Origin of the sequence: Scleromatobacter humisilvae (assembly GCF_023231945.1) — a bacterium.
Lineage (GTDB): Bacteria > Pseudomonadota > Gammaproteobacteria > Burkholderiales > Burkholderiaceae_C > Scleromatobacter > Scleromatobacter humisilvae.
The window spans coordinates 94283-119636 of sequence record NZ_JAJLJH010000013.1; the positions used below are offsets into that span (position 1 = coordinate 94283).

General features: G+C 69.8%; 29 protein-coding genes. 14 read left to right on the plus strand and 15 right to left on the minus strand.

Translation table 11 applies throughout. From position 1 onward, the window contains the following. Positions 1-2: 2 nt before the first annotated feature. Entirely contained in the window at positions 3-734 is a 732-nt protein-coding gene (locus tag LPC04_RS26605) for a GGDEF domain-containing protein (protein ID WP_275685354.1), read from the minus strand. Between the two features lie 220 nt (positions 735-954). On the opposite strand from LPC04_RS26605, the gene LPC04_RS26610 reads away from it, so the two are divergent. From LPC04_RS26610 to LPC04_RS26635, 6 genes are all read left to right on the plus strand, one after another. Beyond that, entirely contained in the window at positions 955-1800 is an 846-nt protein-coding gene (locus tag LPC04_RS26610) for a CheR family methyltransferase (RefSeq protein WP_275685355.1), read from the plus strand. Between the two features lie 61 nt (positions 1801-1861). Then, complete coding sequence (cheD, locus tag LPC04_RS26615; RefSeq protein WP_420854776.1) at positions 1862-2545, plus strand: chemoreceptor glutamine deamidase CheD; 684 nt, start codon at positions 1862-1864, stop codon at positions 2543-2545. 28 nt (positions 2546-2573) lie between these two features. Then, positions 2574-3662 carry a protein-glutamate methylesterase/protein-glutamine glutaminase gene (locus LPC04_RS26620; RefSeq protein ID WP_275685356.1) on the plus strand — a complete coding sequence of 363 codons (1089 nt, stop codon included), beginning with the start codon at positions 2574-2576 and terminating at the stop codon, positions 3660-3662. 144 nt (positions 3663-3806) lie between these two features. Continuing rightward, entirely contained in the window at positions 3807-4226 is a 420-nt protein-coding gene (locus LPC04_RS26625; RefSeq protein WP_275685357.1) for a hypothetical protein, read from the plus strand. Between the two features lie 32 nt (positions 4227-4258). After that, the gene (locus tag LPC04_RS26630; RefSeq protein ID WP_275685358.1) at positions 4259-5437 is read left to right on the plus strand and encodes a class I SAM-dependent methyltransferase; all 1179 of its coding nucleotides are present in this window, start codon (positions 4259-4261) and stop codon (positions 5435-5437) included. A gap of 58 nt (positions 5438-5495) precedes the next feature. After that, the gene (locus tag LPC04_RS26635) at positions 5496-6065 is read left to right on the plus strand and encodes a GNAT family N-acetyltransferase (RefSeq protein WP_275685359.1); all 570 of its coding nucleotides are present in this window, start codon (positions 5496-5498) and stop codon (positions 6063-6065) included. On the opposite strand, the gene LPC04_RS26640 is transcribed toward LPC04_RS26635, so the two are convergent. From LPC04_RS26640 to gloA2, 3 genes are read right to left on the minus strand one after another with little or no spacing between them, the layout of a single operon-like run. Further along, positions 6062-6547, minus strand: a complete 486-nt coding sequence (locus LPC04_RS26640; protein ID WP_275685360.1) for an SRPBCC domain-containing protein — start codon at positions 6545-6547, stop codon at positions 6062-6064. The two genes, LPC04_RS26635 and LPC04_RS26640, sit on opposite strands and share 4 nt — an antisense overlap. Then, a complete protein-coding gene (locus tag LPC04_RS26645) occupies positions 6525-6890 on the minus strand; it encodes an ArsR/SmtB family transcription factor (RefSeq protein WP_275685361.1) in 366 nt (121 codons plus the stop codon). The genes LPC04_RS26640 and LPC04_RS26645 overlap by 23 nt, the downstream gene beginning before the upstream one ends. 50 nt (positions 6891-6940) lie before the next feature. Continuing rightward, positions 6941-7324, minus strand: coding sequence for an SMU1112c/YaeR family gloxylase I-like metalloprotein (gene gloA2, locus LPC04_RS26650; protein ID WP_275685362.1), 384 nt, complete (start codon positions 7322-7324; stop codon positions 6941-6943). 151 nt (positions 7325-7475) lie between these two features. On the opposite strand from gloA2, the gene LPC04_RS26655 reads away from it, so the two are divergent. From LPC04_RS26655 to LPC04_RS26675, 5 genes are all read left to right on the plus strand, one after another. After that, positions 7476-8477 (plus strand): sugar ABC transporter substrate-binding protein, encoded by a 1002-nt coding sequence (locus tag LPC04_RS26655; RefSeq protein ID WP_275685363.1) that lies wholly within the window; start codon positions 7476-7478, stop codon positions 8475-8477. Between the two features lie 111 nt (positions 8478-8588). Beyond that, positions 8589-9593: an ABC transporter permease gene (locus tag LPC04_RS26660; RefSeq protein ID WP_275685364.1), complete on the plus strand. Its 1005-nt coding sequence runs from the start codon at positions 8589-8591 to the stop codon at positions 9591-9593. After that, a complete protein-coding gene (locus LPC04_RS26665) occupies positions 9593-10393 on the plus strand; it encodes an ATP-binding cassette domain-containing protein (protein ID WP_275685365.1) in 801 nt (266 codons plus the stop codon). The genes LPC04_RS26660 and LPC04_RS26665 overlap by 1 nt, the downstream gene beginning before the upstream one ends. A 7-nt stretch (positions 10394-10400) precedes the next feature. Beyond that, complete coding sequence (locus LPC04_RS26670) at positions 10401-11624, plus strand: ROK family transcriptional regulator (RefSeq protein ID WP_275685366.1); 1224 nt, start codon at positions 10401-10403, stop codon at positions 11622-11624. Further along, positions 11624-12352 carry an SDR family oxidoreductase gene (locus LPC04_RS26675; RefSeq protein ID WP_275685367.1) on the plus strand — a complete coding sequence of 243 codons (729 nt, stop codon included), beginning with the start codon at positions 11624-11626 and terminating at the stop codon, positions 12350-12352. Before LPC04_RS26670 ends, LPC04_RS26675 begins: the two co-directional genes overlap by 1 nt. A 9-nt stretch (positions 12353-12361) precedes the next feature. On the opposite strand, the gene LPC04_RS26680 is transcribed toward LPC04_RS26675, so the two are convergent. Both LPC04_RS26680 and LPC04_RS26685 read right to left on the minus strand, forming a co-directional pair. Next, positions 12362-12772 (minus strand): hypothetical protein, encoded by a 411-nt coding sequence (locus LPC04_RS26680; protein WP_275685368.1) that lies wholly within the window; start codon positions 12770-12772, stop codon positions 12362-12364. 19 nt (positions 12773-12791) lie between these two features. Continuing rightward, entirely contained in the window at positions 12792-13151 is a 360-nt protein-coding gene (locus LPC04_RS26685; protein ID WP_275685369.1) for a GFA family protein, read from the minus strand. Between the two features lie 112 nt (positions 13152-13263). On the opposite strand from LPC04_RS26685, the gene LPC04_RS26690 reads away from it, so the two are divergent. After that, on the plus strand, positions 13264-13512 hold the full coding sequence (locus tag LPC04_RS26690; RefSeq protein WP_275685370.1) for a hypothetical protein: 249 nt from the start codon (positions 13264-13266) through the stop codon (positions 13510-13512). Here the strand turns inward: LPC04_RS26690 and LPC04_RS26695 are convergent. The 3 genes from LPC04_RS26695 to sorA all read right to left on the minus strand — a co-directional run bounded on the left by LPC04_RS26695 (position 13503) and on the right by sorA (position 16289). After that, positions 13503-14597: a serine hydrolase domain-containing protein gene (locus LPC04_RS26695; protein ID WP_275685371.1), complete on the minus strand. Its 1095-nt coding sequence runs from the start codon at positions 14595-14597 to the stop codon at positions 13503-13505. The two genes, LPC04_RS26690 and LPC04_RS26695, sit on opposite strands and share 10 nt — an antisense overlap. A 133-nt stretch (positions 14598-14730) precedes the next feature. After that, entirely contained in the window at positions 14731-15051 is a 321-nt protein-coding gene (gene sorB / locus LPC04_RS26700; RefSeq protein ID WP_275685372.1) for a SorB family sulfite dehydrogenase c-type cytochrome subunit, read from the minus strand. A gap of 11 nt (positions 15052-15062) precedes the next feature. Continuing rightward, positions 15063-16289, minus strand: a complete 1227-nt coding sequence (sorA, locus tag LPC04_RS26705) for a SorA family sulfite dehydrogenase catalytic subunit (protein ID WP_275685373.1) — start codon at positions 16287-16289, stop codon at positions 15063-15065. Positions 16290-16558: 269 nt separating this feature from the next. Here sorA and LPC04_RS26710 point away from each other — a divergent pair, with 269 nt between their 5' ends. Continuing rightward, the gene (locus LPC04_RS26710; RefSeq protein ID WP_275685374.1) at positions 16559-17722 is read left to right on the plus strand and encodes a rhodanese-like domain-containing protein; all 1164 of its coding nucleotides are present in this window, start codon (positions 16559-16561) and stop codon (positions 17720-17722) included. 60 nt (positions 17723-17782) lie between these two features. Here the strand turns inward: LPC04_RS26710 and LPC04_RS26715 are convergent, their stop codons facing one another. Then, the gene (locus tag LPC04_RS26715; protein WP_275685375.1) at positions 17783-19558 is read right to left on the minus strand and encodes an SLC13 family permease; all 1776 of its coding nucleotides are present in this window, start codon (positions 19556-19558) and stop codon (positions 17783-17785) included. 76 nt (positions 19559-19634) lie between these two features. Here LPC04_RS26715 and LPC04_RS26720 point away from each other — a divergent pair, with 76 nt between their 5' ends. Beyond that, a complete protein-coding gene (locus LPC04_RS26720; RefSeq protein WP_275685376.1) occupies positions 19635-20423 on the plus strand; it encodes a class I SAM-dependent methyltransferase in 789 nt (262 codons plus the stop codon). Here LPC04_RS26720 and LPC04_RS26725 read toward each other — a convergent pair. From LPC04_RS26725 to LPC04_RS26745, 5 genes are all read right to left on the minus strand, one after another. Further along, entirely contained in the window at positions 20420-21811 is a 1392-nt protein-coding gene (locus LPC04_RS26725) for a sensor histidine kinase (protein ID WP_275685377.1), read from the minus strand. The two genes, LPC04_RS26720 and LPC04_RS26725, sit on opposite strands and share 4 nt — an antisense overlap. After that, the gene (locus LPC04_RS26730; RefSeq protein WP_275685378.1) at positions 21808-22515 is read right to left on the minus strand and encodes a response regulator transcription factor; all 708 of its coding nucleotides are present in this window, start codon (positions 22513-22515) and stop codon (positions 21808-21810) included. The genes LPC04_RS26725 and LPC04_RS26730 overlap by 4 nt, the downstream gene beginning before the upstream one ends. Positions 22516-22678: 163 nt before the next feature. Further along, positions 22679-23911 (minus strand): hybrid sensor histidine kinase/response regulator, encoded by a 1233-nt coding sequence (locus LPC04_RS26735; RefSeq protein ID WP_275685379.1) that lies wholly within the window; start codon positions 23909-23911, stop codon positions 22679-22681. Then, positions 23908-24528, minus strand: a complete 621-nt coding sequence (locus LPC04_RS26740; RefSeq protein ID WP_275685380.1) for a chemotaxis protein CheB — start codon at positions 24526-24528, stop codon at positions 23908-23910. Before LPC04_RS26740 ends, LPC04_RS26735 begins: the two co-directional genes overlap by 4 nt. After that, positions 24528-25352, minus strand: a complete 825-nt coding sequence (locus tag LPC04_RS26745) for a CheR family methyltransferase (protein ID WP_275685381.1) — start codon at positions 25350-25352, stop codon at positions 24528-24530. Before LPC04_RS26745 ends, LPC04_RS26740 begins: the two co-directional genes overlap by 1 nt. Positions 25353-25354: the final 2 nt, after the last annotated feature.

The following is a 25354-nucleotide window of genomic DNA, read 5'->3' on the forward strand; positions in this document are numbered from 1 at the left end:
ACTCATGAGAGGTCTTCTCCAAAGATGGACGATGCGAACAACAGGCCCTTCTCCTCGGCGGACACGACGGAGACGGGGGTGGGCTCGAGGCAGGTGCGATTGCGGCCTTCGGACTTGGCGCGATAGAGCTGGAGGTCGGCGCGCTCCATCCAGACGGCGGGCGTCGAACGCACCCATTGCGGGGCGTAGGCGCCGCCGATGCTGATCGTGCAGCCGAGCTGCTGGCCGCTGACCAGCGGGATCGCCTGGCTCTCGACGCGGGCGCGGATGCGCTCGGCCACGGTCGAGCCGAACGCCGGAGGGCAGTTGGGCAGGATGATGGCGAACTCCTCGCCGCCGATGCGCGCCACCAGGTCCATCGGCCGCACGGTCGCGTTGAGGGCGTCGGCGACGGCCTTGATGACGAGGTCGCCGGCGACGTGGCCGTGGTGGTCGTTGATGCGCTTGAAGTGGTCGATGTCCAGCATCAGCAGCAGCGCGGGCTCGCCGGAGCGTGCGACGCGGTCGGACTCGCGGGCGATCGCGTTCTCGAAATTGCGGCGGTTCGCCAGGCCGGTGAGACCGTCGCGGCTGGACAGGTCGCACAGCGCGTCGATCAGCGACTGCAGCCACGGCGCGCTGCCTTCGACGCCCGCGGGCACGCCCTGCCCGGACTGCGTGAGCAGCGACAGAGCCTGATCCAGACGCAGCGCGTCGGCATCAGCCGGGGGCAGGAATGAGGGCTTCGAGTTCACGTGGATAGCAAATTGACAGGGAGGCGTCCCGCGGCGTGAGCAGGCGCTTTTCCGCCTTGAGCCGAGTCTACCGCCGGGCTCGCTCCGCCAGGAACCGCGAAAAGAGCCGCATTTCAGGCCCAACTTCAGGCGCCGGCGGGCGGCAAGACTCTTGAGACTGGCTGGCAGCGACCGATAACCCCATACCGATCCCTCGGTTCACGGGCAGACACACAAGACGATGAGCACCGACCTCGCATTCGACAACGCCGACGCCGCCAGCCACGAATTCACGTTCAGCAACGGGGATTTCCAGCGCGTGCAGAAGCTGATCTACCAGCGCGCGGGCATCAGCCTGCACGATGGCAAGCGGGCCATGGTCTACAGCCGCCTGTCGCGCCGGCTGCGCGAGACGGGCGACCGCAGCTTCGCCGACTACCTGAACGGCCTCGAGCGCGCCAGCGGCGCCGCGGGCGAGCAGGAGTGGCAGGAGTTCATCAACTGCCTGACGACCAATCTGACCTCGTTCTTCCGCGAGGAGCACCATTTCCACGCGCTGGCCGAACACCTGAAGACCTTCGCAGGCCGCCCGGTGCGCATGTGGTGCAACGCGGCGTCGACCGGCGAGGAGCCCTACTCGATCGCGATGACGCTGCTCGAAGGCGGCTGCGCCGGCGCGAAGCTGCTGGCCACCGACATCGACACCAAGGTGCTGGCCACCGCGCAGCGCGGCGTCTACGCGGCCGACTCGCGCGGCCTGTCGCCGCAGCGCCTGCAAAGGCACATGATGCGCGGCACCGGCGCCAACGCGGGCTTCATGCGCGTCAAGCCCGAGCTGCAGAAGATGATCGAGTTCCGCACGTTCAACCTGATGGCCGCGCAGTGGTCGCTGGGCGAGCCGTTCGACATGGTCTTCTGCCGCAACGTGATGATCTATTTCGACCACGCCACGCAGCGCAAGGTGCTCGAGCACATCCACGCCGTGATGAAGCCCGGCAGCCTGCTGTTCGTTGGCCACTCCGAGAACTTCACCGACTCGCGGGACCTGTTCGTCCTGCAGGGCAAGACCATCTACAAGCGCGTCTGACGAGGCGCCCCTCCCGCCTCGCCCCCCCCCGGATTTCATCAATACCTTCAGGCTTCCGCACATGGCTTCCCTCCAATCCACGCCAGCCGCTGCCGTCGCGCGGCCCCCGTTGATGCGCGCGACCTCGGGCCCCGGCTCGCGCCTCGAGAAGCTGAAGTCCGTCGCGCGCAAGCCCGGCGAGGCGTCGTTCTTCTTCTACGACGCGCACTTCCAGAACGAAGCGGTCAAGGTGCTGCCCGGCGAGTACTACGTCGACAACGAGGAACTGCTGGTCATGACCACGCTCGGCTCGTGCATCGCGGCGTGCCTGTACGACCGCCAGGCCAAGGTCGGCGGCATGAACCACTTCATGTTGCCCGAGGGCAGCGGCGACTCGGGCCGCTACGGCTCGTACGCGATGGAACTGCTGATCAACGAGATGATGAAGCGTGGCGCGACCCGCATGACGATGGAGGCCAAGGTCTTCGGCGGCGGCGCGGTCATCGCCGGCATGAACTCGATCAACGTCGGCGAGCGCAACACCAAGTTCGTGATGGACTTCCTCGCGATGGAACGCATCCCGGTCGTCTCCAAGGACGTGCTCGAGATCTATCCGCGCAAGGTCTGCTTCCTGCCGGCGACCGGCAAGGCCATGGTCAAGCGCCTCGCGCCGACGAACGCCGAGGCGCTGGTGCAGCAGGACCGCATCGCCGCGCAGAAGGCCGCTCCGGCCTCGACGGGCGGCGGCTCGGTCGACCTGTTCTGACCGGACGACAACAGGGAGAACAACAGCCATGGCAAAGACCCGAGTGGTCGTCGTCGACGACTCCGCGCTGGTGCGCAGCCTGCTCACCGAGATCATCAACCGCCAGCCCGACATGGAATGCGTCGGCTCGGCCAGCGACCCGTTCGCGGCGCGCGAGATGATCCGCAACCTCAACCCGGACGTCATCACGCTGGATGTGGAAATGCCGCGCATGGACGGCATCGACTTCCTGTCCAAGCTGATGCGCCTGCGGCCGATGCCGGTCGTGATGGTGTCGACGCTGACCGAGCGCGGCGCCGAAGTGACGCTGAAGGCGCTCGAGCTCGGTGCGATCGACTTCGTCGCCAAGCCCAAGATCGGCGTCGCCGACGGCTTGAAGCAGCTCGCCGACGAGATCACGGAGAAGGTACGCACCGCCTCGAAGGCACGCGTCGCCAAGCCGCACATTCCGGCGGCCACGACCGTCGCCGGCGCCGCGGCGGCGCCCAGGCCGGCCGCGCAGTCGATCGGCCGGCTGTCGACCGAGAAGCTGATCTTCATCGGCGCGTCCACCGGCGGCACCGAGGCCACCAAGGAACTGCTGATGAACCTGCCGCCGGATTCGCCGGCCGTCGTCATCACGCAGCACATGCCGCCGGGCTTCACGAAGTCGTATGCCAACCGGCTCGACGGGCTGTGCAAGATCCGCGTCAAGGAAGCCGTCGACGGCGAGCGCGTCCTGCCCGGCCACGCCTACATCGCCCCGGGCGGCTTCCACCTGAGCGTGGAGCGTTCCGGCGCCAACTACATCGCCCGCGTCAGCGACGGCGAGCCGGTCAACCGCCACAAGCCCTCGGTCGAGGTGCTGTTCGAGTCGGCGGCCCGCGTCGTCGGCCAGAACGCGCTGGGCATCATGCTCACCGGCATGGGCGCCGACGGCGCCAAGGCCATGCGCACGATGCGCGACGCCGGCAGCTACAACGTCTGCCAGGACGAGGCGACCTGCGTCGTGTTCGGCATGCCGCGCGAGGCCATCGCCGCCGGCGCGGCCAACGAGGTGCTGCCGCTGACGAAGATCGCGCAGCATGTCATCGACCGCCTGCGCAGCACGTCGGGCCTGTCGATGAACCGCGTCTGACGCGTGCCGGCATCGCGCCTTGCAGGGGCCTCCGGGCCCCTTGTCGTTTCCACGGCCGAGATGCGCCGCCGGGTTTGGCGCCTTGACGCCGCCGCGGACAAAGGCGCATCCTGATGCTGCGTCAGCGGCAGCAAGGAGGCCTCCATGCCCGACGACCAGGATGATGCGGACGCGCTGTTCGACAGCCCGGCAGCGCTGCCCAAGCCTGCCGCGGCCGGCAAGCCGAAGGACGACAACCGCAAGGAGTCGCGCGTGCGCGCCGACTGGCGGGCGCGCGTGCTGCTGGCGAGCGATCGCATCGTCGAGCTGAACGTGTATGACCTGTCGGAGAGCGGCATCGGCCTGATCTCGGAGGTCGGCATCCCGGCGCACACCGTCCTCAACATCGCGCTGGCCGTGCCGGGCCTGAACGATCCGAACAGGATCACGCCGGTGACCGGCGCGATCAAGACCACGCACATGACCGTGCGCGGCCACTACATCCATTGCGGCGGACTGTGGGTGGAGATCCCGACGGCGTCGCGCGACCTGGTCAACCAGTGGGTGCGACGGCTGCGCAAATAGGCTCGGACGCACGGCAATGTCATGATTCGGGCATGACAGAACAAGACCCCTGGATCACCTGGGAAGAATCCGGCGCGCCGCGGCGCGCGCGCTGGCGCTCCGAATCGCAGGCGATGCCCGCGACGCTGCAGCCCGCCGACGACGCGCTGCCCGCCAATGCGGCCTTCCGCCTGATCAACGAAGGCACCGGCCTGCTGTGGCGCGGCGACTTCCACAACGGCCGCCAGCTGCTGCAGGCCCTCGGCCGCCGCGTCGACAAGCCACCGCGCGCCGACGGCCGCGCGCCCGCGCCGGCGCGCACCGAGGCTGACCCGGCCGCGCGCGCGCGTGACGCGTTCGCGCGCCACCGCGAGGCGCAGGCGCGACGCGCCGCGCTGCTCGGTCGCGTGCTGCTCGAGTTCGAGCCCGACCACACGATCGCGCTGCGGCGCGCGCCCGACGTCCGCGCCGCGCTGGGCGAGGCCTGGGGCGCGCCCGACGGCACGCCGTCCATCGCGTCGCTGCGCGAGCTGCAGGGCCTGATCGGCGCGCACGAATGGCGCAAGAAGGGCGTGGACGTGCCCGCGCTCGGCGGCCGCATCCATCCGTGGTTCGGCGTCTTCTCGCCCCTGCGCGGCGAGTACCTCGGCCTGATCGCGCAGGCGCCCCTTCCGACGCTCGCGCCAGGCGCGCAATCGCTCGCCTTCGACATCGGCACCGGCACCGGCGTGATCGCCGCGCTGCTGGCGAAGCGCGGCGTGCAGCAGGTCGTCGCCACCGACCTCGACCCGCGCGCGATCGCCTGCGCGACCGAGAACGTCGCGCGCCTGGGCTTCGCGAAGCAGGTGCGCGTGGTCGCGGCCGACATGTTCCCCGAGGGCCGCGCCGCGCTCGTCGTCTGCAACCCGCCGTGGGTGCCGACGCCGGCCAACGCGGCCATCGAGCGCGCGGTCTACGACCCGGACAGCGCGATGCTGCGCGCCTTCCTGGCCGGCCTGGCGGCGCACCTGGCGCCGGGCGGCGAAGGCTGGCTCGTGATGTCCGACCTCGCCGAGCACCTGGGCCTGCGCACCCGCGAGCAGATGCTGGCGTGGATCGCCGATGCCGGCCTGCGCGTCGTCGCGCGCCACGACACCCGGCCCACGCACCCGAAGGCGGGAGATCCGTCCGACCCGCTGTTCGCGGCGCGCAGCCGGGAAGTCACCTCGCTGTGGCGGCTGGGGGCGGCATGAGCGACGCACGGCCGCCCGAAGGCGCTCGCCTCGCAGTGCGCAGCACGGAGACTTGCCGATGACTTCCGACGACGCCTTCCCGTCGCTGTCGACGAAGCGCCTGCAGCTGCGCGAGATCGTCGCGAGCGACGCGCCCGCGCTGCTGGCGATACACGGCGACGCCGAGGCGATGAAGTGGTTCGGCACCGATCCGCTGGCCGACCTCGAGGCCGCCGAGAAGGTGATCGCCGGCTTCGCCAACCTGCGCCAGCAGCCCAGCCCGGGCGTGCGCTGGGGCATCGTGCACGCCGATCCGGCGCGCGGCGGCGCGCTGCTGGGCACCTGCGGCGTGTTCCGCTGGAATCGCGGCTGGCGCACCTGCCTGACCGGCTACGAGCTCGCGCGCCACGCGCAGGGCCGGGGCTACATGGCCGAGGCGCTGCGCGCGATCTTCGCGTGGGCCTTCGACAGGATGGACGTCGAACGCATCGAGGCGCAGGTGCATCCGCTCAACGCGCCGTCGCTCAAGCTGCTGAAGTCGCTCGGCTTCGTCGAGGAAGGCCTGCTGCGCGAGGCCGGGTTGTGGATGGGCGAGCGGCGCGACCTCGTGCAGCTCGGATTGCTGCAGCGCGAGTTCGTGCGCGGCTAACCCAGCGTGGGCAGCAGCTCGTCGAGCTGGCCGAACTGCTCGGGCAGGCCGTCCGTGCTGCCGACGTTGCGCTCGAACGATTCCTTGGTCGGATAGGCCTCGGTCAGCGTCAGCAGCGTCTGGCCGCCCTTCTCCTCGAAGGTGACCGTGGTCACGGCACCGTCCTCGCTTTCCTCATTCGTCCACACCAGACGCGACGGCGGCGCGACCTCGAGGTAGCTGCCGAAGAAGGCCAGCGTCTTCGAGTCCCCGAGGTCGAACACCAGGCGATAGCCGCCGCCCACGCGAACGTCCTGGTCCAGCGACAGCAGCTTGAGGCCGCTCGACTTCGGCACCCACCACTGCTTGAACAACTCCGGACGCGTCCAGGCCTCGAACACGATCCGGGCCGGCGCGTCGAAGGTGCGCGTCACGACGATCTCGCGATCGCCGCGGCGCTCCGCCGTCGTGGGGCGGGTCTCACGATTTCTTCCGTCGGCCATCTCTCTGCTCCTTGCGTTTCAATTCCTGGACGATCCTGTCCAGCTCGGAAAAGCGGGCGTCCCACATCTGGCGATAGGCCTCGATCCAGGCCGCCGCCTCGTCCAGGGCGCCGTGGCCGATGCGGCACGTGCGCACGCGCCCGACCTTCTCGGTGCTGACCAGCCCCGCCTGCTCCAGCACGCCGACGTGCTTCTTCATGCCCGTCAGCGTCATGTGGAAGCGCTCGGCCAGCTGCGTGATCGACGCGTCCTCGCGCCCGAGCTGCTCGAGCACGCCGCGGCGCGTGGCGTCCGAGAGCGCGGCGAAGGAAGCGTCGAGGCGGGCGGGTGAATACTGAACCATTTTGTTCAGTATATGACCGCGGATGGTCCGACGCAAGCCGCGTCGCGTGTCTAGTCTTCGTAGAGTTCCAGCGGCAGCTCGTCCGGATCGGCGAAGAAGGTGAAGCGCCGGCCGGTGTACTCGTCGACGCGGATCGCCTCGACGGCCACGCCCTGCGCCTCCAGCTCGGCCTTGGCACGCGCGACGTCGGCCACCGCGAACGCGAGGTGGCGCAGCCCGCGGGCTTCGGGATACGACGGCCGTGGCGGCGCGCCGTCGAACGAGAACAGCTCGAGCTGCGAACCGTCCGGCAGCGCGAGATCGAGCTTCCACGAGCGCCGCGCCGCTCGCCAGTGCTCGTCGAGCACGCGCAGGCCCAGCACCTGCGTGTAGAAGCGCTTCGAGCGCTCGTAGTCCGAGCAGATGATCGCGGCGTGATGGAGGCGCAGCAGCATGGTGGCCCGATTGTCGGCGATGGCACGCGGCGCGGGCTCCCCTGGGTTTTCCATTAATCACTCCGCTTGATTTATTAATCGCGCGTCCTCACAATCGCCCCACGCCACGCCGCCGCAGAAGCGGCCTTCCTCAACGCATCGGAGACAAACCATGCTGAAGTCCGCTTCGTCCCTGCTCGCCATCGCCGCCCTCGCGGCCGTCACCACCGTCGCCGTGAGCGCGGACCAGCCCGTGATCGGCCTGATCACCAAGACCGACACCAACCCCTTCTTCGTCAAGATGAAGGAAGGCGCCACCGAGATGGCCAAGTCGCGCGGCGCCAAGCTGCTGACGGCCGCGGGCAAGCAGGACGGCGACAACGCCGCGCAGGTCACGGCCATCGAGAACATGATGACGGCCGGCGCCAAGACCATCATGATCACGGCCAACGATTCCAAGGCCATCGTGCCGGCGATCCAGAAGGCGCGCGCCAAGGGCGTGATGGTGATCGCGCTCGACAGCCCGACCGACCCGCAGGACGCCACCGACGCCCTGTTCGCCACCGACAACTACAAGGCCGGCATCCTGATCGGCGAGTACGCGAAGGCGGCGCTCGCCGGCAAGCCCGCGAAGATCGTCACGCTCGACCTGTTCCCCGGCCACCCGGTCGGCGCGCAACGCCACAACGGCTTCATGAAGGGCTTCGGCCTGGCCGCGCCCGACAAGTCGGTCAACACGCTGGGCACCGCGCCGGAGATCATCTGCCAGGCCGACAGCTACGGCGACCAGGCCAAGGGCCAGACGGCGATGGAGAACTGCCTGCAGAAGAACCCCGACGTCAACCTGATCTACACGATCAACGAGCCGGCCGCCGCGGGCGCGTACACGGCGCTCAAGCGCGCGGGCAAGGAAAAGGGCGTGGTCATCGTGTCGGTGGACGGCGGCTGCGCGGGCATCCGCAACGTCAAGGCCGGCATCATCCAGGCGACGTCGCAGCAATACCCGCTGAAGATGGCCGCGCTGGGCGTGGCCGCGGGCGTCGACTACGCGACCAAGGGCACCAAGGTCAGCGGCTATACCGACACGGGCGTCACGCTGATCGCCGACAAGCCGATGGCAGGCGTCGACAGCAAGGACTCCAAGGTCGGCGAATCGCTGTGCTGGGGCAAGTGAGATGGTCGATTCCGTGTCAACCTGTTTGCGGGCCGCGCGCCGGGCCGCCCCAAGAAGGCCCGCAGTCCCCTCGGGGGACGGAGCGCCGTACCCGGCGCGGGAGGGGCTCCAATGACCGCCGTGGTGCCTGACGCCAAGGCGACGAAGCCGAACGTCGGCGGGCTGCAATGGCCCGCGGGCCTCAGCGTCGCCGTCCTCGGCCCGGTGATCGCGCTGGTGCTCGCGTGCGTGTTCTTCGCCACGCAGAGCGAGCACTTCCTGACGGGCGCCAACTTCTCGCTGATCCTGCAGCAGGAGGCCGTCGTCGGCGTGATCGCGATCGGCCAGACGCTGGTGATCCTGACCGGCGGCATCGACCTGTCGTGCGGCATGCTGATGGCGCTGGGCGGCATCGTGATGACCCGCTTCGCGACGACGCTGGGCATGCCGCCGGTGTTCGCGATCCTGTGCGGCATCGCGGTGACCTCGGCGTTCGGGCTCGTCAACGGGCTGCTGGTGACGCGCATCCGCCTGCCGTCGTTCATCGTGACGCTCGGCACGATGAACATCGCGTTCGCGGCGACGCAGCTGTACTCGGGCGCGCAGACCGTCACCGACCTGCCGCCGGTGATGACGGCGCTCGGCGACACCTTCTCGATCGGCGGCACGCAGTTCGCGTGGGGCACGATCGTGATGCTGGCGATGTACGGACTCGCCTGGTTCGTGCTGCGCGAGACCGCCGCCGGACGCCACGTCTACGCGGTCGGCAACAACCCCGAGGCCACGCGGCTGGTGGGCATCGCGACGCAGCGCGTGCTGCTGGTCGTCTACGTCGTGGCCGGCGCGCTGTACGGCGTCGCGTCGCTGCTGAGCGTGTCGCGCACCGGCGTGGGCGACCCGAACGCCGGCCAGACCGACAATCTCGACGCCATCACCGCCGTCGTGCTCGGCGGCACCAGCCTGTTCGGCGGCCGCGGCGTGATCGTGGGCTCGCTGGTCGGCGCGCTGGTGGTCGGCGTGTTCCGCAACGGGCTGACACTGATGGGCGTGTCGTCGATCTACCAGGTGCTGGTCACGGGCGTGCTGGTCATCCTGGCCGTCACCGCCGATCAACTCTCGCGTCGGGGAGCCCGCTGATGAACGCGATCGCAACCCCCCGTGTGGTGATGAAGGCGACGTCGCTGGTCAAGCGCTACGGCCAGGTCGTCGCGCTCGACGGCTCCGACTTCGAGCTGCGCTCCGGCGAGATCCTCGCGGTGATCGGCGACAACGGCGCCGGCAAGTCCTCGCTGATCAAGGCCTTGTCGGGCGCGACCGTGCCCGACTCGGGCGAGATCCAGCTCGATGGCGTCGTCACGAAGTTCCGCAGCCCGATCGAGGCACGGCGCGCGGGCATCGAGACGGTCTACCAGGATCTCGCCGTCGCGCCCGCGATGACCATCGCCGAGAACCTGTTCCTCGGCCGCGAGATGCGGCGCCCCGGCTGGCGCGGCAACGTGCTGCGCATGCTGGACAAGCGCCGCATGATCGAGGAGAGCATCGCGCGGCTGGCGGAGCTGAAGGTGGGCATCCGCTCGATGTCGCAGGCGCTGGAGACGCTGTCGGGCGGACAACGGCAGTGCGTGGCCGTCGCACGCGCGGCCGCGTTCGCCAAGCACGTCGTCATCATGGACGAGCCGACCGCGGCGCTGGGCGTCAAGGAAGGCGGCATGGTGCTGGAGCTGATCCGCCGCGTGCGCGACCGCGGCCTGGCGGTGGTGCTGATCTCGCACAACATGCCGCACGTGTTCGAGGTGGCCGACCGCATCCACGTCGCGCGCCTGGGCAAGCGCGCGACCGTGCTGAATCCGAAGAAGATCGGCATGAGCGACACCGTGGCCGTGATGACCGGCGCGCTGCGTCCCGAAGACCTTCCCGCAGACGCCCTCGCCCATTGAGACCATCGTGACCGAGACCCACGCGCGCGCGGAACGCGCCCACCTGCGCCCGCGCGGGTCCAGCCAGGGCGGGCTGCGCCAGTACAACGAACGTGTGGTGCTGCAGGCGATCCGGCTGCACGGTGCGCTGCCGGGCGTGGAGATCGCGCGGCTCACCGGCCTGACCGCGCAGACGGTGTCGATGATCACCAAGAGCCTCATCGACGACGGCTACCTGCGCAAGGGCGAGCCGGTGCGCGGCAAGGTCGGGCAGCCGTCGGTGCCGCTGTCGCTCGACCCCGAGGGCGCGTACGCGATCGGCATCAAGGTGGGCCGGCGCCGGCTCGACACGCTGCTGATCGACTTCAGCGGCAAGCCGTGCGCGCGCTGGTCGCTCGCCTACAGCTTCCCCGATCCGGAGGACGTGCTGGCCGAGCTGCGCGCGCGCTTCGCCGCGATCCGCCGCAAGCTGGGCCCCGATCGGCGTGACCGCCTGCAGGGCGTCGGCCTGGCCGCGCCGCTCGCGTTGAGCAGCTGGCAGTCGCTGCTGGGCGTGACGTCCGAGGCCGCCGAGCGCTGGAACCGCCTCGACCTGCGCGAGGCCGTCGCCGCGATGTGCGACGGGCCCGTGCATGCGATGAAGGACACCGCGGCCGCGTGCGTCGCCGAGCTCGTCGAGGGCCGCGGGCGCGGCATGCACAGCTTTCTCTACATCTTCGTCGACACGTTCATCGGCGGCGGCCTGGTGATCGACAGCCACCTGCGCAACGGCCTGACCGGCAACGCCGGCGCGATCGGCTCGATGCCGCTGGGCCTGCCCGGCGGCCGCGGCGCCGCCCCGCAGCTGCTCAGCGTCGCCTCGCTGCACACGCTCGAACAGGCCTGGCGCAACGCGGGCCTGGCCGACCCTGGCTTCGACGGCCCCGAGGCGCTGCAGGCGCCGTGGCGCGACGTCACGCGCGCATGGCTCGCCGACGCGGCGGCCGCGATCGCGCACGCGATCCAGAGCGCGGTCTGCCTGCTCGACCTCGACGGCGTGATCGTCGACGGCGCGATCGACCGCGGCCTGCTCGACGAGCTGATCGCCGCGACCGAGGCCGCGATGCGGCGCTCGAACTGGGAAGGCGTCAGCGTGCCGCAGCTGTTCGCGGGCAGCATCGGCGCGGACGCCGGCGCGCTCGGCGGCGCGCTGCTGCCGCTGCACGCCAACTTCGCGCCCGACCGCGACCTCTTCATCAAGGAGCACGCCTGATGTCCCACTCATTAAGCGGTCAGGTGGCCGTCGTCACCGGCGCGGCGTCCGGCATCGGGCTGGCGAGCGCGAAGGCACTGGTCGCGGCGGGCGCGCGCGTCGTGATGGTCGATCGCGACGAGGCCGCCCTGAAGGCCGCCTGCGCGCCGCACGGCGACGCGATGCTGCCGCTGGTCATCGACCTGCTCGACGCAAAGGCCTGCGCGTCGCTGGTGCCCGCGGCGCTGGGCCTGGCCGGCCGCGTCGACATCCTGCACGCCAACGCGGGCCTCTACATCGGCGGCGACCTCGTCGACGCGCAGGCGGACGCGATCGACCGCATGCTCACGCTCAACGTCAACGTCGTGATGAAGAACGTGCGCGACGTGCTGCCGCACATGATCGCGCGCGGCTCGGGCGACATCATCGTCACCAGCTCGCTCGCCGCGCACTACCCGACGCCGTGGGAGCCGGTCTACGCGTCGTCGAAGTGGGCGATCGACTGCTTCGTGCAGACCACGCGCCGCCAGGTGTTCAGGCACGGCATCCGCATGGGCGCGATCTCGCCGGGGCCGGTGGTGACGGCGTTGATCGCCGACTGGCCGGCCGACAAGCTCGCCGAGGCGCGCGCGTCGGGCAGCCTGCTCGATGCGAGCGAGGTGGCCGAGGTCGTGCTGTTCATGCTGACGCGGCCGCGGGGGATGACCATCCGCGACGTCGTGATGCTGCCGACGAACTTCGACCTGTAGCGCGGCCGGTCAGAGCGCGCCGCACTTCGCGACGATGGCGTCGCCGATGGCCTTGGCGCGCGGCTGCGCGAAGGCCCAGAAGTTGTCCGGCTCCACGCGCGACAGCACCTCGATGCTGACCCGCACGCCGTCGTCGCCCTGCCGCTCCACCTCGCCCGACACGTAGGGCAGCGTGGTGCGGAACTCGACGAGCGACTGCTCGATGCCGCCGGACGGCGGATCGATGCCGGGCACGCCGTCGACGCCCTTGATGGCCTCGATCACGCAGGCGCGCAGATCCTTCGGATGCGCCTGCACGTCGACCGAGACGCGGTGCACCATGTCGATCGGCGCCTCGCAGCCGGCGCAGGCGACGGTCGCCGCGATGGCGAGCAGTTGAAGGACGCGCCGCGAATTCTTGTTCGTCTGGAAGGAAGTCATGCGGCCATTGTGACCGGCCTCAGTCGAGATAGGCCCAGGCGTCGGCGCCGTCGAAGCGCCGCAGCCGCACGTCGCCGATCTCGTGCGGGTCGAAGTTGCGGATGTTCACGCTGATCTTGCCGCCCGGCTTCGGCGCCAGCGACTCCCAGTGCGTCACGCAGCCGCAGCCTGTGCAGCGGAAGGTCTCGATGGTGCGCTCGCCCCAGATGTAGCCGACGGTGTGTTCCGGATGGCCGGACAGCCGCACCTCCTCGCGCGGATAGAACGCCCACAGCGCGCCGTAGCGGCGGCAGATCGAGCAGTTGCACAGGATCAGCGACGCGGGACGGTCGGGCACTTCGAGGCGGACGTTGCCGCAGTGGCAGCTGCCGTTGAGCATGGGCTGGATCTCCGGTGTTTGCGTGGCCGCGCAGTCTAGCGCCCGCATTGAAATCGCCGCGATGGACCCAAGATGAATGCTTTCGGGCGCCTGTGCCCGACAAGGAGCCACGATGCGCCGACTCTTCCTCTTCTGGCGCCAGGGCGGACGCGACCTGAGGCTGCTGTGGCGCGCGCTGCAGCACCCCGACCGGCCCGCCTGGCTGCTACCCGCCACCGTGTTGCTCGCGTTCTTCGCGCTGGATCCGCTGAGCCTCGCGATGCCGATGCTCGGCGCGGTCGACGACCTCGTCCTGCTGCCGCTCGCGCTGCGCGCGCTGCTGAGCGCGCTGCCGCAGCACCTGAAGAGTCCTCAGGGATAGGACTTCATCAGCGCGACCATCGCGTCGCGCGCAGCCTTGGCGCCGCCCATCTCGTCGCCGGCATTTGCGACGACCAGCAGGCCGCGCTTGCTCGCGGGAAACAGCGCGACGATCGCGTAGCCAGTGCCGTCGGAGCCCGCATGCATCCACACCGGGCCGGCGTGGCCGCCCAGCGAGGCCTGGATGCCCCAGCCGAGGCCCGCGCTGCCGCCGCCGGGCTGCACGGTCTGCATCTCGCGGTACGACGCAGCCGACAGCAGCCTGCCGTGGCCTTCGCCGCCCGCCATCTGGTCGAGGCAGAACGCCGCCCAGTCGCGCAGCGGCATCGCCATGTTGCCGGCGGGCGCGAACATGTCGGGGTTGGTGTCCGCCAGCTGCGCGGGCTTGCCGTCGTGATGGCCCTGCGGCTGGTTCGCGTGCATGGCGCCGAACTCGACGCCGTGCATGCCCAGCGGCTCGAAGACCTCCTGCCGCACCAGCGCCTCGTAGGGCTTGCCCGCCACGCGCTCCGCGATCACCGCGGCGACCAGGAAGCCGGTGTTGCTGTATTCGAACTTCGTGCCGGGCGCGGCGACCGGGGCCTCGGCCAACGCCTTGCCGATGTAGTCCAGGCGCTGCTCGGGCAGCGGGCGCGTGTCGTGGAAGAACGCGTTGAAGAAGGCCTCGTCGCTCGCATCGTGCGGCAGGCCGGCGTGGTGCGACAACAGCTGTTCCAGCGTCACGCCGCGGTATTCCGGTCGCATGCGGGACGCCAGCGTCGGCAGCATCTCGGACAGCGGCGTCGTCCACGACAGCAGCTTGCGGTCGATGAGCTTCGCGACCAGCGCGGCCGTCATGGGCTTGGCATCGGAGCCGATCAGCCACGCGTCGTCCAGCCGCGCCGGCTCGGTGCCGTCGTTGCGGCGCACGCCGCGCACCGCCTCGCGCGCGACCTGGCCGTCGCGCATCTCGAGCACGGCCATCGCCGGCACCGCCGTGCCGCGCATCGCGTTATCGAGCGCGTCGGCGGCGGCGGTGTCCTGGGCGGATGCGGCACCGGCGAGCAGCGCGAGACACGCGCACAGCAGCAGCGAAATTCGATTCATCGTGTGGACCTCTCGTCCTGTCCACGGCGACCATCGCCGTGCGTCACAGGTCGCGAAGCCTAGGGCCGCGCCACACGCCGCGCACGCGGCCTGCGACGAACCGCAGCGTTCGCCGGACAGGCTGCGCGGACGATCACTTCGGCTGCTCGTTGCCGTAGGTCTTCGCGAGGTAGTCGACGATCTCGGGCATGTCCTCGTCGGCGATCGGCGCCTTGAAGACCGCCTTCATGCGATGCACCATCGCGTCCCAGTACGGCCGCGCCGCGCTCGGCGGCTGGTAGCGCATGTACTCGGCCGAATGGCACATCGTGCAGTTGGCCTGCGCCTTGGCATAGCCCGGCAGCGGGCTGGGCGTGAGCTGGACGGTGTCGGGCGGCAGCTGGATGTCCTTGGCGGCGATCGGCGCGGCCAGGACGGCCAGCAGGGCAACGACGAGACAGGGGGTGTGCTTCATGTTCGCGCTCCTCAGATCGCCGTGACCTTGACAGACTCGACGACGTTGCGCATGTAGCCCGCGGGTTGCCACAGGGCCTGCATCGACTGGCTCTCGCCGGAGCGGTTGAACGCGCGCACGCGCAGGTCGTGCCCACCGGCCTGCGGCGTGAAGCCGAACGTGAACTCGCGGAACGAGAAGCGGCCGAGCTCCTGGCCGAGCGTGGCCTCGCGCCAGCTCTGGCCGCCGTCGGTGCTGTACGCGACCTCGCGGATGCCCTGCCCGCCGTCGAACGCGATGCCGCGCACGGCGAGCGGGCTGCCCGCCGCCACGCGCGCGCCGTCGCCGATCGAGGTGATGAACGAGCGCACGTTGAAGCGGCCGATCGGGCGCGTGGCCGCCGGCGCGGTGCCGGGCTCGACGCACGCGCAGGCGTTGTCGGGGACACGGTACGCGGGCTTCATCCAGAAGCCGTCGAAGACCTGGTCGATCACCTGGATCTCGGACAGGTGCTTGACCCAATACGTGCCGTAGTACCCGGGCACGACGAGGCGCACCGGGTAGCCATTGAGCATCGGCAGGTCGGCGCCGTTCATCTGGTAGGCGATCATCACCTCGCCGTTCATGGCCTGCGCGATGTCGAGCGCCTTGACGAAGTCGCCGCCGCCCATCAGCGCGAGGTCGAGGCCGTCGAAGGTGACCTGCCTGGCGCTGTCCTTGAGCTCGGCGCGGACGAGGATGTCCTTCAGCGGCACGCCGACCCAGCGCGCGTTGCCCATCGCGCCGTTCGTGAGCTGGCCGCCCGTGACGCGCGGGTTGAACAGCGCGCGGCTGTTGCCCGAGCACTGGTTGACGGCCACCAGTTCGACCGGCTTGTACTGCGTGCGCAGGTCGGCCATCGTCAGAACGAAGGGCTTGCCCGCGGCGTTGCCGCCGATCTTGATGACATGCCTGTCGCCGTCGATCGAGGTCGGGATGCCGGCGTTGTGATAGCGCACGAAGAACGCGTCGTTGGGCGTGATGAGGCCGTCGTTGAAGACCTCGAACGGCGTCTCGAGCTGCGGCGGCCGAGTGGTGAGCACGATCAACGGGCGCTTCTCGGGAAACGCCACGAGCTCGCGGTGCCCGTTGACCACGGGAAGATCGACGCTCGTGCGCTGCGCGCGCGCGGCGCGGCTGAACGCGCCGAGTCCGGTGGCGGCGATGCCGCCGCCGACGACGAGCCTGCGGCGCAGGCGGTTGCGGGGGAGATCCGTCATGACGCGTCCTTGTAGGGAGACCTGGACATCGACACGGAACGACGCGTCGATGGCAACACGGGAAGTCGACTCGGCAGTGCGCCGCCAGTGTAGATCCGGAGTGCGTTTGTGCAAAACCGGTTTCGTCTAGATACAGCACGGGGTATCGAAACTCCGTACGCTGGACCGCGTCATGCACGAGGGATGGGACCCGGATCCGCGACGGATCACGAGAGTCTTCGCAGGGCGTCCAGTCGAACTTCGTTATCACCGTCATGAGGACGAAAGCCGTGAAACATCTCACCACTTTCCTGCTGTTCTGCCTTCTTAGCGCACGCGCGCTCGCCGACATCACCGCGCTGGTCGTCATCGAGCCCACCCAGCGCAAGGACGGCATGATGGTGTCGCGCGACGCGCTCCAGGATCACCTGTCCAGGGTATTGCACGAGCAGGTCACCGTCACCACCACCGACGACCTGAGCGACGCGATGCGCGCGACGCGCAGCGGTGGTTACGACGTGTTCATCTCGCCGCCGCAGGTCGCGGCCTCGGCGCTGGCGCACGGCTACGCGCTGGTGGGCGCCACGGATTCCGACGAGCAGTACCTGCTGGTGGGCCGCAACCGCATCGGCTCGGTCGGCGCCCTGCGCGGCGGACAGATCTACCTGCCGCAGCAGGACTCGATCTACACCTACCTCGCGCGCGGCATGCTCAATGCCAACGGCCTGAGCTTCAAGGACCTCAAGCAGGTCGACTACGAGCGCTATCCGCAGGCCGGCCTGTTCGCGCTGCTGATCGGCTCGTCGGAGGCCACCATCGTGCGGCGCAACGACTGGGAGGACTGGAACAAGGAGCACGGCGGCATCGCGAAGGTGCTCGCCGTCTCGAGCGCCGTGCCGGGCGGCTTCTCGGTGGCGGTGCGCAAGAAGCTGCCCGCCGACGAGCGCGCCAAGCTCGCGCGCTGGTTCGAGAACGACGCCACCACCTGCGGCCTGAAGCCGGTCTACGCGCATCCCGACCTCGCGCCGTACACGCGCGTCGCCGAGCTCGGCACGTTCACGCCCAAGGCCCTGCCCGGCGCGACGGTGGTCACGCTGCCCGAGGTCAAGGCGCTGGTGGGCAACGGGGCGGTGCTGGTCGACACGCGCATCGCCGACGAATACCGGGACAAGCACATCCCCGGCGCGCTGTGGCTGCCCTACGGCGAGAAGAGCCTGAAGGACATCGCGTTCGACGCGAAGGCCGACAGCTTCCCGGGCCTCGCCAGGCTCGATCGCGAGCAGAACATCGTGTTCCAGTGCAACGGCCCGGAATGCTGGAAGTCGTACAAGGCCAGCCGCGCCGCGATCGCCGCCGGCTACAAGCACGTCTACTGGTTCCGCGGCGGCATGCCCGAGTGGGAGACGGCGGGCGAGCGCACCGAGAAGTCCGGCCAGACGCTCGCGTCGAACTGACGCTGCCCGCAACCTTCGACGGGACGGCGCGCTTGGTCGCGCCGCTTTCATTTCAGCGCCTCACTTCAGCGGCCACGCGTGCAGGATCAGCGGCGTGCCGACGAACAGCACCATGATCGTCAGCGGCAGCCCGAGCCGCCAGTAGTCGCCGAAGCGGTAGCCGCCCGGGCCCATCACCAGCGTGTTGTTCTGGTGGCCGATCGGCGTCAGGAAGTCGCAGGCGCAGCCGAGCGCCACAGCCATCAGGAACGGGTCGATGCGGTAGCCGAGGTTGGTCGCGACGGCCGCGGCCACCGGCCCCAGCACGATGACCGCCGCGGCGTGGTGCAGCAGCGGCGTCAGCAGCATCGCCGCGAGCAGCACGAGGCCCACCGCGGCGTAGCCGGGCACGTGCGTGGCCGCGTGCGTGAGGCTGTTGGCGATCAGCGCCGTGGCGCCCGTGTCCTTCAGGCCCTCGCCCACGGGGATCAGGCAGGCCAGCATCACGATGACCGGCCATTCGACGGCCGCATAGGCCTCCTTGAAGTTGATCTGCCGCGTCAGCACCGTCAGCGCCGCGCACCCGAAGAAGGCCACTTCGACGTCCACGAGCCGCAGGCCGACGAGCAGCAGCGCAACGGCCAGCAACCCGATCGGGATCAGACCGCTCGCGTTGCGCCCCAGCGTGAGCTTGCGGTCGGCCAGCGGCAGCACGCCAAGCTCGTCCACCGACGACGCGAGGTTCTTGCCCCAGCCCTGCAGCAGCACGACGTCGCCCGCCGCGAAGCGATGCGAGCGCAGCCGCCTGACCGAGGCCTTGCTCGCCTGGCGCACCGCGAACAGGTTGACGCCGAAGCGATGGCGCAGCTCCAGCGACGCGGGCGTCTGGCCCACCAGCATCGAATCGGCCGTCACGATGACCTCGACCACTTCCATCTCGTCGGTCCTGTGTTCCGGCTGCGCCAGTTCCTTCGAGCCGTGGATCTCGTAGCCGGTCTTGGAGACGACCTTGTCGATGACCGTCGGGTCGCCCAGCACGACGAGGACGTCGCCCGGGTAGACGCGCCAGTCCTCGGCCGGGATGTAGCGACGCGAGCCCTCGCGCAGGATCGCCGCGATCGAGGCCTCGCCTTCGGAGAGCTCCTCGAAGCCCTTGACGGTGAGATCGGGCGCGGCCGGCGTCTCGGGCACGCGCAGCTCGGTGGAATAGGCCTCGATCGAGAACGCCTCGTCGGCCGACTTCTGCCCTTCGCGCTTCGGGATCAGCCGCCAGCCGAAGGCGAGGAAGACGATCGCGATCGTCGTCAGCGGCAGCCCCACCGGCACGAAGTCGAACAGGTTGTAGGCGGGCTGTCCGAGCTGCTGCCGCACGCTGGAGATCAGCAGGTTGGGCGACGTGCCGATGCGCGTGATGGTGCCGCCCACCAGCGAGCCGAACGCCAGCGGCATCAGGTAGGCCGAGCGCGGCTGGTTCGAGCGCCGCGCCGCCTGGATCGCCACCGGCATCACGATGCCCAGCGTGCCCACGTTCTTGATGAAGGCCGACAGGTAGCCGACCGCGGCGGTGAGGATGCCGATCTGCAGCGACGGCGACTTCACGCGCGCCAGCAGCGCGCCGATCCACACGTCGAGCACGTTGGACGCCGCGATGGCTCGGCTCACCACCAGCACCGAGCCGATGATGATGATCACTGGATTGGAGAAGCCCGAGAACGCCTTGGCGCTGGGCACCACGCCGAGGGCGACGGCCACGACCAGCGCCAGTGCCGCGACGAGATCGAAGCGCAGGCGGCCGCTCATGAAAAGCGCCAGCATGGCGCCGATGACGAGGAACGCCTCGGTCTGGTGGAGGGTCATGCGCGACCATGGCAATCGAGGTGCCGTGAGCCGGCGGGCGATACTGGCCTTGCGCAGTCAACCCCGGGGAACGACGATGGCCGACGAACGGATCCGCTTCGACGATGGCGAGGCCTACGAGGACTTCATGGGCAAGTGGAGCCTGCTCGCGGGCCACGCCTTCCTCGACTGGCTGTCGCCCGCGCCCGGCCTGCGCTGGGTCGACGTGGGCTGCGGCAACGGCGCGTTCACCGAGTTGCTGGTCCAACGCTGCGCCGCGCGCGAGGTTCAGGGCATCGACCCGTCCGACGAGCAGCTCGCCTTCGCGCGCACGCGTCTCGCGCGCGCGCCCGCCACGTTCCGCCAGGGCGACGCGATGGCGCTGCCGTATGCGGACGCCAGCGTCGACGCAGCCGTCATGGCGCTGGTGATCTTCTTCGTGCCCGAGCCCGCCAGGGGCGTCGCGGAGATGGCGCGCGTGATCCGGCCCGGCGGCGGCGCCTGCGCGTACGCGTGGGACATCCTCGGCGGCGGCTTCCCGTACTTCGCGCTTCAGGACGAGATGAAGAAGCTGGGCCATCCGCCGCTGTGGCCGCCCAGCGTGGAGGCGGCGCGCCTCGAGGCGCTGCGCCAGGCGTGGACGGACGCCGGGCTGGTCGACGTCGAGACCCGCGAACTCGTCGTGCAACGCACCTATGCGAGCTTCGACGCCTTCTGGGCCGCCGCGCGCAAGGGCCCGCGCATCGCACCGCGCATGTCGGAGATGCCGGCCAGCGACGCCGAGTTGCTGAAAACGCGCCTGCGCAAGCGGTTGAAGGCCGCCGCCGACGGCAGCATTACGACCGCGGCGCGCGCGAACGCGGTGCGCGGCCGCAAGCCGGACTAGGAATTCGCGGGGCGCGCGAACTCGAAGGTGAAGCAGGCGCCGCCCAGTTCGCCGTCCGTGATGGCGACGTTGGCGCCATGCAGCGTCGCGACATTGTGCACGATCGCCAGGCCCAGGCCCGTGCCCTCCCAGCGCGGGCGCGAACCGCGCGCGTAGCGTTCGAAGATCACCTTGCGCTCGGACGGCTTGATGCCGGGGCCGCTGTCGCACACGCGCAGGCTGGCCGGCGACTCGATCACCGCCACCAGCACCTGGCCCTTGCGGCCGGCGGACTTCATCGCGTTGTCGATCAGGTTGGCCAGCGCCTCGGCGAGCAGCTCGGTCTGCGCGACGACCGTCACCGGCGTCGGCGGCAGCTGCAGCTCGAGGTCGACGTGCTGCTCCAGCGCCACCTCGGCGAACAGGCCGCAGACGTCGCGCGCGATGTCGCGCAGGTCGACCGCCGTGCGGTCGATGTCGCCGCGGCCCTCGGGGTCGAGGCGCCCGAGCAGCATCAGCTGCTGCACCAGCCGGCCGGTGTGGTCGGTGACCTGCTTCAACTCGTCGAGCACCGCCCGGGCGCTGGCGAGATCGGGGCTGTGGCGCGCCCGGTCCATGCCCAGGCGCAGCGCGGTGAGCGGCGTGCGCAGCTGGTGCGCGGCGGCGGCGGCGAACATGCGCTCGCGCACGAGGATCTCGCGGATGCGCGACAACAGGTCGTTGAGCGCGGTGGCGAACGGCGTCAGTTCGTCGGGCAGGTCGTCCTGCGGGATCGGCTGCAGCGACGCATGCGCCTGGCGGCTCCAGCGCTCGGCGATGGCCTCCAGCGGCCGCACGGTGCTGCGCACGGCGATGTAGATCGCGGTGCAGGTCACCACCAGCATCAGGCCCAGCGGGAACAGCAGCCATTCGACGACGCGGTTCGAACGCTGGCGCTTCAGCACGGTTTCCGCCACCAGCACCACCACGTGATCGCAGCCCGCGCACGGCGCGCCGACCGCGGCGACGCGCACCTGCGCGCCGCCGTAGACCGCGTCGAATGCGCGGCCGTCGCTGTAGGCCACCGCGTTGGTGCCGGTGGTCGGGATGCCCGAGCTGCCGATCAGCACGCGGCCGCGATCCAGGACGCTGAACCAGGTGTGGTCGATCTCGTCGTAGGCCAGCATCGTGCGCGCGGCCTCGGGCAGGTCGACGGTGTTCGCCTCGCCGCCGTTGCCGGTGCGCACCTGGTCGGCCAGCGACACGGCCGCGTCGAGCAGCCAGCGGTCGAACACGGTGGCCGTCTCGGAACCGGTGCTGTAGAGGCCGAATGCGCCGACGACGGCCACGATCAGCACCAGCGGGATCATCAGGCGCAGCGTGAGCTGCCGGTACAGGATCGGCCGCGCCGGCACCTGCCGTGCGTTCACTCGGGCTTCTCCGGCGCCGGCGCCGGTACTGGAGCCGGTGCCGAGATCGCCAGCTGGTAGCCGACGCCGCGCAGCGTGCGGATACCCGTCCCCGTACCTTCGAGCTTCTTGCGCAGGCGCGAGACGTAGAGCTCGGCGGCGGCGTCGTTGAGCTCGAGGTTGCGCTCGGACAGCGCGTCCACCAGCGCGCGCTTGGGCACCAGGCGCGGCGCGGCACGCATCAGGATGAACAGCAGCTCGAACTCGCGCGGCGACATGTCCAGCCGCTTGCCGTCGAGCAGCACCTCGGAGGTTTCCTGGATCAGGTCGAGCCGGCCGAAGCGGATCGCATGCGTGCGCGCGATGTTGGCGCGGCGCACCAGCACGTCGATGCGGGCGTCGAGCTCCTCCGGCGCGAAGGGCTTGACGAGATAGTCGTCGGCGCCCAGGCGCAGGCCCTTGACGCGATCGGCGACGCGGTCTCGCGCGGTCATGACCAGCACGGCGCCCTGCGGGTCGCGCTCGCGGTAGGCCGTGAGCCATTCCATGCCGTCGCCATCGGGCAGGCCGAGGTCGAGCAGGACGATGTCGAACGTGCCCTGGGCCAGCGCCGCATCGGCGTCGGCCAGCGTGGGCGCGTGCAGCGCGAGGCGTTCGCTGTCACGCCAGCGCAGCAGCAGCTCGCGGGCGATGTGGGCGTCGTCTTCGATCAGGAGGAGTCGCATGGCGCGTCGATTGTGACTCGGAGCCCGGGCCGGACGTCGGCCCGGGGCGGATGTTGCGTCAGCAATGCACGGAATCGACACTCCGCCGAGACGCGACAGCAACAGTATCCGACAGTCGGCCGCGGTGAGGGCAGACCGACAGGCGGCCGCCGGTGCGACCGCCTCAGGCGGCCTTGGCCGGCGCGGGCGTGGCGGCGGCGGGCGTCGCCTCGGCGGTCATCGTCGGCAGGGCCACCGTGAAGGTCGAGCCCTCGCCCAGCGTGCTGTCGACGCTGATCGTGCCGCCGTGGGCCTCCACCAGCTGCTTGGTGATGTACAGGCCCAGGCCCAGGCCCGGCGTGCGCAGGCGGTCGCCCACGCGCACGAACTGCTCGAACACGCGCCCGCGGTCTTCCGGCGCGATGCCCACGCCGAGGTCGCTCACGCGGATCGTGGCGGCGCCGGGCAACTGGTTCAGCTCGACGCGGATCGGCTTGCCGTTGCCATAGCGCAGCGCGTTCGTCAGCAGGTTGACGACGACCTGCTCGAGGCGGAACTCATCCCACTCGCCGACCAGGTCGACGCAATCGGCCTTCAGCGTGATCGGCACGTCGCTGCGCTGGCCCTGCACCTCGCCCACGACGCGCTTGAGCATCGCCGCGAGGTCGCACCTGCCGCGCCGGATCGACAGCTTGCCGTGCTGGATCTGCGAGACATCGAGCATGTCGTCGATCAGCCGCGTGAGGCTGCGCACCTGGCGCTGGTCGCGCTCGAACATCCTGGACAGGTTCTCGGCCGCGAAGAACGCGGTGTTCTCCGCGGCGATCTGGTGCTGGCGCACGCGCACCTCCATCGCGAGCACGCTCAGCGGCGTGCGCAGCTCGTGCACCACCATCGACATGAACTCGTCGCGCATCTGCAGCGCGCGCTTCAGGTCGATCTGCGCGGTCTGCAGCTCGGACACGAGCGCCTGCTGGCGCCGGCGCGACTCCTCCAGCGCGACCAGCTGGCGCCGGAGCTCGGTGCGCTGGCGATAGAGATCGACGAAGACCTGCACCTTGCTCTTGACGGCATAGGCGTCGAGCGGCTTGTAGAGGAAGTCGACGGCGCCGTTCTCGTAGCCCTTGAACGCGTAATCGAGCTCCTTGCCCGCGGCGCTGACGAACACGATCGGCAGGTGCTTGGTGCGGGCCATGCCGCGAATCAGCTCGGCCAGCTCGAAGCCGTTCATGCCGGGCATCTGCACGTCGAGGATGGCCAGCGCGAACTCGTGTTCGAGCAGCAGCGCCAGCGCCTCCTCGCCGGAGGACGCCTGGTGGATGCTGTAGCCGTCGTCGCGGATCGAGGCTTCGAGCGCGAGCAGGTTCTCGGGGAGATCGTCGACGATCAGGAGCTTGATGCCGGGGTCTATCGTCATTGGGTTTCTCCAAGCCTGCGCAGCAAGGAGTGGATCTCTGCGAGTGGAAGGATCAGGTCGGGCGTCATTCTGCGGATCGCGGCCTCGGGCATCGTCGGGACTTCGGCGGACGCCGGATCCTGGACGATGGTCAGTCCACCAGCAACCTGCATGCCCACGAGGCCCGCGGCGCCGTCGTAGTTTGCGCCGGTGAGCAGAATGCCCGCCAGGGACTTCCCGTAGGCGTCGGCCGCGGAGGCGAACAGCACGTCGATCGAGGGCCGCGCGTAGCTGACGCGATCCTCGCAACTGAGCGAGAAGCTGGCGTCGTTCTCGATGGACAGGTGGTAGCCCGAGGGCGCGAAGTAGAGCGTTCCCGCGGCCAGCGATTCCTTGTCGCGCGCCTCGCGCACCTGCAGCGACAGGCGATAGCCAAACAGCTCCGCGAGCTTGCTGTCGTGGTTGTCCGGCAGGTGCAGCACCGCGACGAGCGGCATCGGATACGTCGCCGGCAGGCCCTTCAGGATCGCGAGCAAGGCCTCGAAGCCGCCGGCGGACGCCCCGATCACCACCGCCTCGATCGAACGGGCGGCGGCGGCATCGACGGCGTCGGGCGACGAGACTTCGGCGGCGGACATCACGCTTTCCGGAAGATGCGATCGCGCTTGACGATGGGCTCGAACTTGTCGGCGAAGTGCGAGAAGTCCAGGCTCTCCTTGCTGCCCAGGCCCAGGAAGCCGCGATGGCACAGCGACTCGTGGAACAGGCCGAACGCGCGGTTCTGCAAGGCCTTGTTGAAATAGATCAGCACGTTGCGGCACGAGACGAAGTGCGTCTCGGAGAACACCGTGTCGGTCGCCAGGCTGTGGTCGGCGAAGGTGACGTTGCGGATCAGGTCGGGATCGAAGCGCGCCGCGTTGTAGGCCGCGTTGTAGTAGTCGGAGAACGCACGCTTGCCGCCGGCCGCCTGGTAGTTGGCCGTGTGCTGGCGCACCGCGGCGATCGGGAAGATGCCCTGGCGCGCCTTCTCCAGCACCGCCGGGTTGATGTCCGTGGCATAGACCAGCGTGCGTTCGAGCAGGCCTTCCTCCTGCAGCAGGATCGCCAGCGAGAACACCTCCTCGCCGGTGGCGCAGCCGGCCACCCACACCTTCAGCGACGGATACGTGCGCAGCAGCGGCACCACCTGCTGGCGCAGCGCGAGCCAGTAGGTCGGATCGCGGAACATCTCCGTGAACGGGATCGTGAGGATCTCCAGCAGCTGCTGGAACACCACCGGGTCGTGCAGCACCTTCGACTGCAGCTGCGAGATCGTGTCGCAGCCGAATTGCAGCAACGCGTGCTGCACGCGGCGCTTCAGGGACGCGCCGGAATAGTCGCGGAAGTCGTGGCTGTACTTCGCGTACACCGCTTCCAGCAACAGGCGCATCTCGATATCGGCGGCGGTGGCGACGTGGGGCATGG